Consider the following 13,555-nt stretch of genomic DNA (forward strand, 5'->3'; position numbering starts at 1 on the left):
ACTGCTAACTGCTAACTGCTAACTGACAAAACTGTCAGATGTGTCAGGTTTTAACAAAAACAGATAAGTGATATAATTCAAACAGCTACTAAACAGTTACTTAAACAAATGAAAGCTATCTCTGTACAAAATATAAATAAAAAGTACCGTGATATTCAGGCCCTGAACGATATCAGTTTCGATGTGGAACAAGGCGAGATATACGGTATTATCGGCCCCGACGGAGCCGGAAAGACAAGCCTTTTCCGTATCCTTACCACTTTACTTCTGGCTGATGGTGGCACAGCTACAGTCGACGGGCTCGATGTAGTGAGAGACTATAAGGAGATACGCAATCATATTGGCTACATGCCGGGTAGATTTTCACTTTATCAGGATTTGACGGTGGAAGAGAATCTCGAATTCTTCGCTACCGTATTCAATACGACCATTCAGGAAAACTACCATCTGATAAAAGATATTTACCAACAAATAGAACCATTTAAAAACAGGCGAGCCGGTAAGTTATCAGGAGGAATGAAACAAAAGCTGGCACTGAGTTGCGCCCTTATACATAAACCCGCCGTATTATTCCTTGACGAGCCTACAACCGGAGTAGACCCGGTTTCTCGAAAGGAATTCTGGGAGATGCTCAGGAAACTGAAAGAACAGAATATCACCATTCTTGTATCTACTCCTTATATGGACGAGGCTACGCTTTGCGACCGTATCGCACTTATTCAGCAAGGCAGCTTTTTGCAGGTAGATACACCGCAAAATATTATAGACCGGTTTTCCGAGCCGTTATGGTCGGTAAAGAGTAATCAGATGTATCAGTTATTAAAAGATTTACGGCAATACGATAAGGTGAAGACCTGCTTCACATTTGGAGAAACACATCATATCACAGTCAACAATAATCTGACTGAGGCCGAACTGAAAGCCTTTTTGGCCGAAAAGCAACATAAGGATATAGAAATACATACCATTCAGGCAACTATCGAAGATTGTTACATGCAATTGGCTCAAAATAACGAATAATGACAGAAAAAGTAATACATACGGAAAACCTCACAAAGAAATTCGGCAATTTCACTGCCGTAGATAATATTTCTTTCAGTGTAGACAGAGGTGAGATATTCGGCTTTCTGGGGGCAAACGGCGCAGGAAAAACAACCGCTATGCGGATGCTCTGCGGATTGAGCTACCCAAGCTCAGGAAAAGGCATGGTTGCAGGATTCGATATTGCCCGACAACAGGAAGACGTAAAGAGAAACATAGGCTATATGAGTCAGAAATTCTCATTATACGAAGACCTGAAGGTATGGGAAAACATGCGCCTGTTTGGAGGAATATACGGAATGAAAGACAAAGAGATATCAAGCAAAACGGATGAAATACTGACCGAACTGGGTTTTATAAATGAACGTAATACACTTGTAAAAGAGTTACCTCTCGGTTGGAAACAGAAGCTGGCTTTCTCGGTCTCTATCTTTCACGAACCGAAAGTCGTTTTTCTCGATGAACCGACCGGAGGTGTCGATCCTGCTACCCGCCGTCAGTTTTGGGAACTTATATATCAGGCCTCAGACAGAGGGATCACTGTATTTGTAACTACGCATTATATGGATGAAGCCGAATATTGCCGCAGGGTATCTATTATGGTCGATGGCAAGATAGAGGCTCTGGACACTCCTGCCAATCTCCGCCACCGGTTTAATGCGGAGAGTATGGATGGAGTATTTCAGCAGTTGGCGAGGAAAGCTCTTAGAGTTGACAATTGAAAATGGACAATTGACAGTGAATAGCAAAACCTATTTACTACTAACTTCTGTTTAATCGTTCTTTTGTTGTTTTTACAATACTTATAAGAAGTTTTATTAATTCTTGACAATCTAAATGAATGGAAACAAATTCTTTCTCCGATAAAAAAACTGCATCTTTCAAAAGCATAAGCCAATATTCGGTTTCGTTGGCTTCTTTTAAAGCGATATTCATTTTGTTTAGAAAATCAGCTTTAGACTGGGCATGTTCACCTTCTTTTATCAAGGCCCCAATAGCTGTTCCACTACGAAGTAATTGTTTTGACAAAACATATTCGTTATGTTCTGCCACAAGCCACTTATACAGATTTATTATTCTTAGAGCAAAGTTATACGATTTTTCAGCAACCATTGGTAAATTAATAATTAACGAAAATAATCATAAACTTTGAAATATCCATTGTCAACTGTCCATTATCAACTGTCAACTATTAATTAAATGAACTCATTTCTAAGCTTCGTCAAAAAAGAATTCTTCCACATATTTCGCGACAGGCGTACTATGCTTATCCTGCTTGGCATGCCCATAGTGCAGATTATACTTTTCGGGTTCGCTATCACAACAGAAGTGAAAAATACGCAGATTGCGATATTTGACCCCTCAAAAGATATTTCAACACAGCGCATCACGGAACAATTACAGGCCAGTGAATATTTTACTGTTACGGAAGTACTAAATAATCCCGATGATATAGACAGAGTATTCAAAGAAGGGAAAGTTAATCTGGTAGTCGTATTCGGAGAGAATTTCAGTGATAACATGCTGCATACCGGGGAAGCGTCTGTACAACTTATCACTGATGCCACCGACCCAAATCAGGCAAGCATGCTTTCCGGTTACGCGACCAGTATTATCACCTCCTATCAACAAGAACTAATGCAGGAATATAAAGTTCCGTTTCAGATTATACCTGAGATAAGAATGCTATACAATCCTCAGCTTAAAAGCGCCTATAACTTCGTTCCCGGAGTAATGGGACTTATACTGATGCTTATATGCGCCATGATGACATCCATAGCTATTGTTCGCGAAAAAGAACAGGGTACTATGGAAATACTATTAGCATCGCCGATTAAGCCGATATACATCATTCTCGCAAAGATGGTTCCATACTTCACCCTATCATTTGTCAATCTGTCTACTATACTCCTTTTGTCGGTCTTTGTATTGCAGGTGCCCATCGCAGGCAGTCTGTTCTGGCTGACAATCGTGTCCGTCCTGTTCATTATGGTGGCATTGGCTTTAGGCTTGCTTATCTCTACTATTGTAGATACACAGGTCGCAGCCATGCTGGTCTCCGGTATGGGATTGATGATGCCTGTGATGCTGCTTTCGGGAATGATATTCCCTATAGAAAGTATGCCTGCGGTTCTCCAATGGTTTTCTGATATCATACCGGCAAAATGGTATGTATCATCTGTAAGAAAGCTTATGATAGAGGGGGTGGATGTAGTATTTGTATTAAAAGAGATGATAATACTATTAGTTATGGCAGTATCCCTGATAGTGGTAAGTTTAAAGAAGTTCAAAACAAGGCTCACTTAATAAATAAGCTGTTAGCTTATGGCCTTTAACTGTTAGAAAATACAGAAAAGGCTATAGGCTAATGGCTGACAGCTAAAAGCTAACAATATGATAAAGTTTCTTATCGAAAAAGAATTCAAGCAGATTCTGAGGAATAAGTTCCTTCCGAAATTGATAATGGTATGGCCTGTTATGATGATGCTTATCATGCCCTGGGCAGCGAATCAGGAGATAAAAGACATCCGCCTGAGTATTGTCGACAATGACCATAGTTCCTATTCGGAGCGTCTTGTTAATAAAATAACTTCTTCCGGATATTTTCTTCTTACAGACGTATCTGCATCGAATAATAAAGCCTTGGAAAGTATAGAATCCGGCAAAGCGGATATTATACTGGAAATACAACCTGACTTTGAAAAAAATCTTGTAAGGGACGGCCTGGCCAATGTAATGATTTCAGCCAATGCGGTAAATGGAGTCAAAGGTGGGCTGAGCTCATCTTATATGACTTCTATTCTTAGCGACTTTGGAAGTGAAATACGTGGCGAATGGGTGCAAACAAGCTCAAAGGCTATTCAGCCTGTTATCAACATAGTACCCTTGAATAAGTTCAATCCGCATCTGGACTACAAAGTGTTTATGGTGCCGGCACTGATGGTAATGTTACTTACCTTACTAGCCGGATTCCTTCCTGCCCTGAACATTGTAGGGGAAAAAGAGACCGGAACTATCGAACAGATGAATGTGACTCCTGTTAATAAATTTACCTTTATTCTGGCAAAATTGATCCCATACTGGATTATCGGAGGTATTGTACTCACGGTTTGCTTCTTGCTTTCCGCTTTAGTGTATGGGCTGACTCCTTCGGGAAGCCTTCTCACTATCGGACTCTTTGCCGGGGTTTACACGCTTGTAGTTTCGGGACTGGGATTAGTTATATCAAACTATTCGAACACTACACAGCAGGCCATGTTTGTCATGTTCTTTTTCCTTATTGTTTTGATTCTGATGAGTGGTATGTTCACTCCCATAAACAGTATGCCGGAGTGGGCAAAAATCATTACTATGGCTAATCCTTTGAGATACTTTATAGAAGTTATGCGTATGGTATTTCTGAAAGGGAGCGCATTAGCAGATATGACAACACATATGGTTGTCCTCATAGGGTTTGCCCTCTTCTTTAATATATGGGCGGTTATAAGTTACAAGAAGACGAATTGAATACATATTATAAAAATAAGAAAGGATATCTTGCTTAAGATATCCTTTCTTCATATTCTATATAAGAGAGTCTCTATTTTTCCAACTCATTCAGATTTTCATCGATGGCCTCTATTTTCTTAACAAGCAAGTCCATCTCATTTTTCAGATTCTCTATTTTATGAGTAATATCTTTCAGAAGGCCGCCGCCCCCCTTCGATGAAACGGAAAGGAAATTCATATTATTCTCATAAGTTTGAAGATCTGTTTTCACCTTATTATATTGGTGCATCAGATGATCCCTTTCTTTGTATAATACCCGCTTTGGATTGTCTTGTTTCGACATATCCTTCATATTCGATTTGAAAGCCTCGAAACGACGTTCCGTCTTATCCACTTTCAAGCGATCATAATGGGCATCCACAGCCTGATGGAATTCTTTATAAATCCTGTCTTTTTCTTTAAACGGAACAAATCCTATTTTATGGAATTCATCCGCTAAAGCACGCACCTGAGCGATTGCTTCCGATGCTTCTAAAGATTCGTCTATATTATTTATCTTCTCTATAATTTCTTTCTTAGCTGTAAGATTTTCAAGCTCCTCACCTTTTTGTGAAGATTCGTTCTTCTTTTTCTGCTCGAAGAAATAATCACAGGCTGTAACAAATTCTTTCCAGATAGCATCCGAATATTTACGGGGAACCGGACCGATGGTTTTCCACTCTTTCTGTATACCGATGAGTTTATCTGCTGTAGATTTCCATTCGGTGCTGTCTTTCAACATTTTTGCCTGTTCGCACAAAGAACGTTTTTTCTCGAGGTTGATATCCATCTCGTCCCTCACCCCTCTGAAAAATTCGCTTTTACGTTCGAAGAATGTATCGCACAATGCCCTGAACTCTTCAAATATCTGTGTGTTCACCTTTTTAGGCACAAACCCAATGGTTTTCCATTTAGCCTGCAATTCAATTACTTCCTTGCTTTTTTCATCCCAATCTTTGAATGAATTAAGCGTAGAATAATCAATTGTTTTGAGGGTTTCGCAAATTGCAGTCTTTTCTGCCAGATTCTCCTCTTCTTTTCCTTTCAGAGATTCGAAATGTGTCTGATATTTTTTATTTATAGCAGTAGATGCATCTTTGAAGCGTGTCCAGGTTTCTTCTCTGAGTTCTCTGGCTACAGGACCTATCTCACGCCATTGTTGATGGAAATTCTGAAGCTGATGGAATGCTGACACTGCATCTGCGTCATCTATTAGTTTTTCTACAGCATCAATTATAGATGTTTTCAGTTCCAGATTCTTCTTAAAGTCATAATCACGGAACTCGTTGTTTATCTTAATCAGGTCATAGAATTTTTCCGTATAAATCTGATATGATTTCCACAACTCCTTAACCTTAGCCTGAGGAACCAATGCAATATCGCTCCATTGTTGCTGTAAATCTTTGAACTCTTTATATAACTTATTAAAGTCGTCTGAACTTTCAGTCAGATTCTTAATCGAATCTATTATCTGAAGTTTTTTATTATAATTATCTTCCTTAAGTCTTTCTTCTGCAATGGCGTTGCTTGCCCGCTTCTCTTTTATTTCATTTAAGAAAGTTTTTACCACATCCTCACTAGGGTCGGGTGTAGACGTGAAAGTTTCAGCATCATTGCCTGCTTCGGCAAATGCTGCTTTCTCCGCTTCCACACTTGCAGAACGAAGTTTATAATATGCCTGTTTCAAAGCTTCCACCTCTGCACGCGAAGGTAATTCGGATTGCGATGCCAGATTTTTTAAGTTCTCTATTATCTCATCCTTTGTCAAAGATGCGTGCTTTGTCACATGAGCCTCTGTAGTTGCCTCAGGTTGCTCTGTATCGTCTTCCGACTCATTATTTTCTGCTGACACAGTTGGCTCTTCCGGGTCTTCCGCAGTTTCAGCCACTGCCTCTATTTCAGGAGTAGTCTCTGCTGCGGGCTCAGTAACATCCGAAGCCACAGGTTCGTCTACAGGCTCAGCTTCTTTTGCTGACTCCGGTTCTTCAACTGTTTCTTCCTCTTTTACTGGCTCAACATTTTCAGCCGGGGTTTCTTTTTCAGCAGATTCATTCTCTACCGCTTCAACGTTAGCTTCTACAGGCTTTGTTTCTTCGGCTTTGTTCTCGTCAGAAGGGTCTCCCACAGGCAATTTGGGCTCTAGGTTCTCGTTCATATAGTTAGTTTTTAATGGATGAAGGTAATACCTTATGTTTTTCGCTCGGCAAATTAATCATTTTTTTTTGTCATATCAACTAATAATATAAAGTTTTTTAACTAACGTAGCTAAAATAGGGTATTATCATCGATCTTTCTCTTATTGTTTCCGCTTTTCTTCGGCTTGTTTTTCCTTTTCTTTACGTTCAGCTTCACGGGCTTTTTCTTTTTCATCGCGCTCTTTTTCACGTTGACGAAGACGTTCTTTCTGTATGCGTTCTTTCTCCTTACGTTCTTCTTCGCGGGCTTTCTCTTTTTCTTTTCGTTCCCGTTCCTGTTGTCGTTGCCGTTCTTCCTGCTGACGGATCCGCTCTTTACGCTCCTCCTCTTTCTGTTTACGTTCGTCCTCTCTGGCCTTAATCGCCGCACGTTCAGCATCTTTCTTCTGCTGTTGTTCCAGTTGTATTTGTTGCAGACGTTGTTTTTCTACAGCTTTTATAGAGTCTTGAGCCGCCTTTTCGGCTTTGGCAATGGCATCGACTTTGGCCTTTTCAGTCTTGTTGATAGAATCCTGCCGGGCTTTTTCTATTGCTTTCAGTTCTTTCTGACGCTGTTTTTCCTGACGTTGTTGTTCTTTCTGTTCCGCCTTTTCTTCTTTAGTCAGGCTTTCCCTGTTTTTATATTTATTAAACAGATTCTTAATACCATCCACCGGATTATTTACAATATCTTCTACAGATTCTATTACATCATTTACTTTTCCGGCTTTCTCCAATTGTTCTTTAGTTAGTAGATCGTCTGCATTTATTTGCTTGTCATTTACAGGTTTTTCGGGTTGTTTAGCAACCTCATCACCCCTCTTTATTTCAACAGGTGGAATTTCTTTTTCTGTTTCCGGTCGAATAATTTCATCCTCTGGCTGTTCTGGCAACTCCGGCAATGTCACATCCTGATCATCGGTAGCCGGTTGTACTGTCAGGCTATCAATTATTCCTTTATTATTCCAGTATGCAATTAGCTGAGGCAATTGTTTTTCGTAATGTTCAGCAAAGAAAGCCATATATTGCTCCAATCCCAGGCGAGGAAGCATACCTGTATAGTTGTCTACCGAAATAGGTAGTACAAGAATAGACGTATCCACCTTGTGCATCAATCCGTCTTCGCCAAAAGCCTTATTCATATACGATCTGATATTGGCAAACGATTCGAATCCTTTGATTTGTAGCATATCATAAGGCGGTTCTGTATCGAAGTTCAGGTCGAATGTTTGGATTACATAATTGGAAAAATTATAATCAGCCACCTGATAGAGTAATTCATTTCGGTCTATCGTATTCGATTTATACATTAATAAGAGCAAATACTCTGTATCCAGACTGTCGCTATACGCTAAAACCTTCCCGTTTTCGCCCACCATAACACTATCCCCCAGATAAGCCTTACTCCAGTCAAACTCCGTGATAGGCGTACCATCTGATAATATAATCCGGCCTTCTTTTATCCTTTCCAGAATGTCTGTTGCCAGTGGGGTGACATCAGCTTTCGGATATTTTTTCACCACTTCGGCCAGATTATCACCCAATGCCTTTACATCGCGGGTCTGAGCATAAGACAGTGCATTCAGGAAAGCAAACTTAGGCATCATATCCGTAAATGGATATTTGGCTTTCATTGCCTGATAATTGTTTCTTACAATCTGCACATCTGCCCTTTGATAAGCAGCGTAGGCTTCATTATACAACGAATCCTGCAAAAATGGCATATGCCTGAAATTCCACTCAAAATCAGGTTCGGACAATGGTATGGCATATTGCCCCTGAGGAAATTCTGTCAATAACTTATTCCGGTAAACAGCCAACATATCCTGATCCCCAAGTTGCATATAAATCAGCAATAACTGGTAATATATTTCTTCCAGATTAGGTGTAGCCGGGTAACGGCTTATATCGGCATTAAAAGTCTCTATGGCCAGAGGCAAGTCTTCCAGTTTGTCTTTATATATTTTCCCCATATTGAATAGGGCATTCTCTATTAATTCGTTCGACTCTTTCACAGCCTCCTCGGTAAGGGGCAATTGCTGCAAATAATAATCGACAGAATATTTATCTTCGATAGCACTCATCTCTCCCGGCTCCGTTACATTTCCTTGTCCTAAACCCGTTTGTCCCGAACTGATCGAATCTGACATGCTTATTTCATCCAGTTTATCAAAAGAGGAAATACCCGACTTGCTACGTCTTCGCCAGTCATCTTCGAGTTTGCGGTTGCCCCATTGCTTCTGAAAAGCGACTTTTCCCTGGGCTACAGTCTGATCATTATAGAAATAGAATTGAGTATCTGCACCTTGCTGACCAGCCGTTCCTGTCTGAAATGTTTGATTTTGGGGAATATTATGAGACAAACTTGTTTCCAGTTGGTCCCAACTTGTGATTCTGTTCCCCAGTTCTTCTGCCTGCTTTAGTCTTTCATCTTCTCTAAGGCGTTCCTCCTCTTCTTTTTTTAACTCGTCTATTTTTTTATGAATAATCTCAAGACGTTGTTCTTCGGGAAGGCTCGCCAAATGCTGCAAGCTATCCTGCTCATATACAACGATGGCATGTACAACCAACTCGTCCAAGACCTCGGAACGAAAAGAAACACGCGGATAACTTGCATCGTTTTTTTTCAACTGAGGTAAAGCCTCGGAATAACATGGCTGGGCCGGAATAAAATCTCTCCTGCCAAAATAAATATCCCCCAGCGCTACCTGCGCCATAGCTTTGTCATATCCGTTACGGACACTTTCTTTTATCGCGGTACGGTAATTTTCTATCGCTTTAGCTGTATCTTGCTGTTGCAGGTATATATTCCCGATGGTATTGTATACCTGATCCTTATAATCCTTATTCTTCGAACTTTTAGCCATACCTCTAAGAGAAGATATCACATCGGAAGTCTTCCTGGAGGTATCGAGCTGTAATTCCTGCAATTTGGAATTAAATGTGAACTTATAAGGAGTATTCATCCCGTATACATTCGAGAAAGCCTTGGCGGCGGCGGTTTTATTTCCCGTTTCGATATATAATTGTCCCAGCAGATATTTCAGGCGGAGCTTTTGATTCTTATCTTTTTCTTTCTTTATAGCATATTCCAGATGTGGTATCGCCTCCACGTATTCTTTATTTCTTATCAAAAAATTGGCTTTCACAGCCGAATACAACGCTTTCTGGTTTTCGGGAGCTCCTCCCGCAATTTCCATCTTATGCAATATATTGCCGGCCTCGTACATCCATCCCATCTCGGTGTATGCTCTGCTGATCCACAATTGGCATTCGGCTACAATATCGGGGTCAGAACTGTATATCTTGGTAATATACATAAAAGTGGTTATCGCCCGCAGGTAATTGGCTTCATAAAATTCGGCCTTAGCCAGCAGAAGCCATACCTGATCCATAAAAGGAGTATATTCCTTTTGCTGAAGCCATGCCTGATATTTCGTGTCATTCCTGCGTTTAGGGTCACGGCGGGGCTTGGCTTTTATGGAATGCAATTTTATAGCCTTCGTCGTTTTATCTATCGTAGTTGTAAAACTTCCGCCGGGAGCCTGCATAGTGGCAGAATCCGAATTGTCAGGAAAAATATACAACATCTGAGAAAAATTATCTTCCTGCCCCTGACTCCTCGTCTTCAGGGTTTCCTTATATGCTTCATTCGCATTGAAATGGATATTGTACCGGGTATTTACCGAATGGTAGAAACGTGTCAAACCGGTGTTCTTCTGGTTAGAACACGACATGAAAAAGAATACTAACAGTACACTTAGTCCGAGACATAGTGCACATACCGTTTTATTTTGTGACACGTATAGTTCGACGGCTGATTGTTACATATAATAAAACACAAAAATAAGCAATTTATTGTTTGGTCCGCACTTTGCTCCGAAAAAGCCAATTAGGAGAAAGAGTGTCAGATAAAAATTCCAATCACGTATCAGTATTATTGGAATTATACAATACTTTATACTTTGCCTATGGAAAAATAGATATATTTGCCTCTAAATTATAAAACAATCAATATACAACGGGTATGACAATATTCCAGAATCAATTTGATGACATCAAGAAACTCATTGGCTTTGAAGATTTCGTATTACTCACTAAACGCATAATCGATCTTACTTTAGACACCGGAAATATCAGTTTCTATAAAAAAACCTTGGACTTACTCGACTGGCTTGACCAGAATGCTGATAGTACCGAACAAAAGACAGAACGATTTTCATCCATACTGGACGATCTCTATCAGGAACTGGCTAATAAACCGACAGCGACTGATGCAGATAAACTTTTGCTTTCGACATATAATCTTATCAAATCCTATAAAAACTCTTCTTTTGCACTTGGCCCTGTTTCCTTTGATATAAAAGCAGGAGAAATTATCGGACTTGTCGGAGAAAATGGAAATGGTAAGACAACACTTCTGCGTTCGTTATGTGGAGAACTTCAACCTACAAGCGGCCATATAAAGTATCTCTTTTCGCATGTCAGTGGCTATGATCTGCGTTCAAAGCTGATTTATATTCCGCAACGGACAACTTCGTGGCAAGGCTCGTTATTATCTAATCTGCGCTTTACGGCTGCATCATACGGTATTATAGGTGAAGAAAACATCCTCACGGTTGAGTTAATCGTGGCACGTATGGGATTACGCAAATACCGTACTTACAAATGGAAGAATCTTTCATCGGGCTATAAAATGCGTTTCGAACTTGCACGTGCATTATTACGGAAACCCAAGTTGCTGTTAATAGACGAACCCCTAGCCAATCTGGATATATTAGCACAACAAATCGTACTCGACGATTTCCGTGATATAGCATGTTCCCCTTTTCGTCCGTTAGGTATCGTCCTCAGTTCGCAACAATTATACGAAGTAGAAAAAGCCTCTGACAGAGTTATTTTTCTTAAAAACGGTACACCCCGAAATCTGGATCAGGAGACGGATATAGCATATGCCGAAATACCGAAACTAATTATAGAGTTCGAATCGGGCTGGAAGCAGGACCAATTATATGCTGCATTTGCTGCCATTGGAATAGAAAAACTACAGATAAACGGAGGAACATATGTCGCCAGTTTTCCCGCTTGGGTTACGCAGGACGAATTTCTCAGGCTGATACTCGAACAGCAGTTGCCACTGACATACTTCCGCAATATCTCCAACTCTACACGTAGATTCTTCCTCTCTTAAAAAAACATTATCATGACAAAAAACATACAAAAATATCTACTGCTACACTACCCTAATATATGGAATATAAGGATAGTCCCAATGCTGTTTATAATGGTAGTCGTCCATCTCATTTTTTTCGGAATCGGTTATTTATCAACCGATATTTCGTTCGGAAAAACTCATTATTACTCTCCAGCGTCCGACTTAGGAATACTCTATCCTACATCAATCCTCATTAGCCTATTAATCCTCATTGGGTGGCTAGTTTTATTTAACAGAAACAACGGATTCAAGATATTCTACCCTAAAAAAACAGGACAATTATATGGAGAATGGTTAATGATCTTCCTTATCACCACATGCATTTCATGTATTCCACTTACACTTACTCAAGGTTATATCTTTAAATGGAACTCTGTATCAAGTTATGATGAAGCCACCAAAGCGATGGAACTACTGGATAAGGTTCGTGTACTGATACCTGGCGAAACAAAGAATTTTTCGTACAGCAGCGACTACGACAGTCCGATCCCCATCCCTCATAACATAATGCTAGATCCTGACACGCTCGACCTAAACCTGTATGAAGTCGATTATAACCGTAACGATGGTATCAGGATAGAAGGATATACTGGACCATCTCTTCTTTTTTATAAAGATTACAAATTCAACAGTTATTACTACTACCATAAGGATATACAGAACATAGAAGTTTCCGAAAGGCAAAAGATAAACCGCCAGAAACAGGTAAAAGAATGGCTTATCAATGGTCAAAAAGATAGTATATATACCATTATGCTCGCTTTTGAGAAACTTCAAAAGAAACATGGTTTACCTATAAAACTCACACCCGACAAGTGGATGGAAAGAATATACAATCCTCCGTTTTTTCCGGTGAATCGTTCTACATTGATAGCTAATTATCAGCTCGGTGAAGATGAAGTATACTATACAGATGAATATCCGGTTGCTGCCGCCGACTCAGATTCGGATGTCATTGCAGGCTATCCGGAATATTATCATACACAAACAACGCCCTCTCTCCCCTCTGAGGACTTGTCAGCCGGATACAGCCATATATTGGATTATTACGATTATAACTATAATAACGAACTTCAGACAATAGTCTTTATATGCCTGTATATGTCATTGGCTGCATCCATCTTTATATTTTCATTCAGGGTTACAGGAAGAAAGGAATGGTTGACAATGCTCATCTCTATGGGGATACTTATATTTATATCAGTACTTTTGGCTGCCGGTTTTTATGAAATAACAAGATGGGCAGATTCCGAAGTTATATCTATATTCATGATATCACTCTGGTTAATATTATTCCTGATTTTGGTAACGAAAATCATATTTAAAATTGTTACTAAAGGAAAAAAAGGTCGCTCAGGTATTTATATAAATCTCCTGATATGGATGATTCCATGCCTTATCCCATTAATTTATGCTATCTTAATTGCTTTCGAAGAGCTAACCCGAAACTACGAAGATCGTTATTACGGAAAAGACGAGCAGTTTATGACAATGCTGTGGATAAATATTCCTTTTATTATTCTTGCCATGTGTCTTGTTTCAGTATTAGTACGCAGGTGGAAAAGTATTGCTGAAGAATAATCTTTGCCAGAGGCGA

The 13,555-nt window shown here is 39.8% G+C and carries 8 protein-coding genes and 1 pseudogene; 6 read left to right on the forward strand and 3 right to left on the reverse strand.

The genetic code is table 11. From position 1 onward, the window contains the following. Nucleotides 1–108: 108 nt before the first annotated feature. Nucleotides 109–1,020: an ABC transporter ATP-binding protein gene (locus IR083_RS12950; RefSeq protein WP_194224632.1), complete on the forward strand. Its 912-nt coding sequence runs from the start codon at nucleotides 109–111 to the stop codon at nucleotides 1,018–1,020. A 14-nt stretch (nucleotides 1,021–1,034) separates the two neighbouring features. Continuing rightward, nucleotides 1,035–1,763 (forward strand): annotated as a pseudogene (locus tag IR083_RS12955) (ABC transporter ATP-binding protein); the annotation flags it as partial. Between the two features lie 40 nt (nucleotides 1,764–1,803). Here IR083_RS12955 and IR083_RS12960 read toward each other — a convergent pair. Next, nucleotides 1,804–2,154, reverse strand: a complete 351-nt coding sequence (locus tag IR083_RS12960) for a four helix bundle protein (protein WP_199343232.1) — start codon at nucleotides 2,152–2,154, stop codon at nucleotides 1,804–1,806. A gap of 87 nt (nucleotides 2,155–2,241) precedes the next feature. Between IR083_RS12960 and IR083_RS12965 the strand changes: the two genes are divergently transcribed. Together IR083_RS12965 and IR083_RS12970 are read left to right on the forward strand one after the other, a co-directional pair. Continuing rightward, nucleotides 2,242–3,348, forward strand: coding sequence for an ABC transporter permease (locus IR083_RS12965; RefSeq protein ID WP_194224634.1), 1,107 nt, complete (start codon nucleotides 2,242–2,244; stop codon nucleotides 3,346–3,348). 87 nt (nucleotides 3,349–3,435) lie between these two features. Continuing rightward, the gene (locus IR083_RS12970) at nucleotides 3,436–4,548 is read left to right on the forward strand and encodes an ABC transporter permease (protein WP_194224635.1); all 1,113 of its coding nucleotides are present in this window, start codon (nucleotides 3,436–3,438) and stop codon (nucleotides 4,546–4,548) included. A 73-nt stretch (nucleotides 4,549–4,621) separates the two neighbouring features. On the opposite strand, the gene IR083_RS12975 is transcribed toward IR083_RS12970, so the two are convergent. Both IR083_RS12975 and IR083_RS12980 read right to left on the reverse strand, forming a co-directional pair. Continuing rightward, nucleotides 4,622–6,724 (reverse strand): DUF349 domain-containing protein, encoded by a 2,103-nt coding sequence (locus IR083_RS12975; protein ID WP_194224636.1) that lies wholly within the window; start codon nucleotides 6,722–6,724, stop codon nucleotides 4,622–4,624. Between the two features lie 141 nt (nucleotides 6,725–6,865). Then, nucleotides 6,866–10,480 carry a tetratricopeptide repeat protein gene (locus tag IR083_RS12980; protein ID WP_194224637.1) on the reverse strand — a complete coding sequence of 1,205 codons (3,615 nt, stop codon included), beginning with the start codon at nucleotides 10,478–10,480 and terminating at the stop codon, nucleotides 6,866–6,868. Between the two features lie 290 nt (nucleotides 10,481–10,770). Here IR083_RS12980 and IR083_RS12985 point away from each other — a divergent pair, with 290 nt between their 5' ends. Both IR083_RS12985 and IR083_RS12990 read left to right on the forward strand, forming a co-directional pair. Further along, nucleotides 10,771–11,934, forward strand: a complete 1,164-nt coding sequence (locus IR083_RS12985) for an ATP-binding cassette domain-containing protein (RefSeq protein WP_194224638.1) — start codon at nucleotides 10,771–10,773, stop codon at nucleotides 11,932–11,934. A gap of 12 nt (nucleotides 11,935–11,946) precedes the next feature. Further along, on the forward strand, nucleotides 11,947–13,539 hold the full coding sequence (locus IR083_RS12990) for a hypothetical protein (RefSeq protein ID WP_194224639.1): 1,593 nt from the start codon (nucleotides 11,947–11,949) through the stop codon (nucleotides 13,537–13,539). The last annotated feature ends 16 nt before the right edge of the window (nucleotides 13,540–13,555 follow it).

The organism is Dysgonomonas sp. GY75, assembly GCF_015234155.1.
Classification (GTDB): Bacteria; Bacteroidota; Bacteroidia; order Bacteroidales; family Dysgonomonadaceae; genus Dysgonomonas; species Dysgonomonas gadei.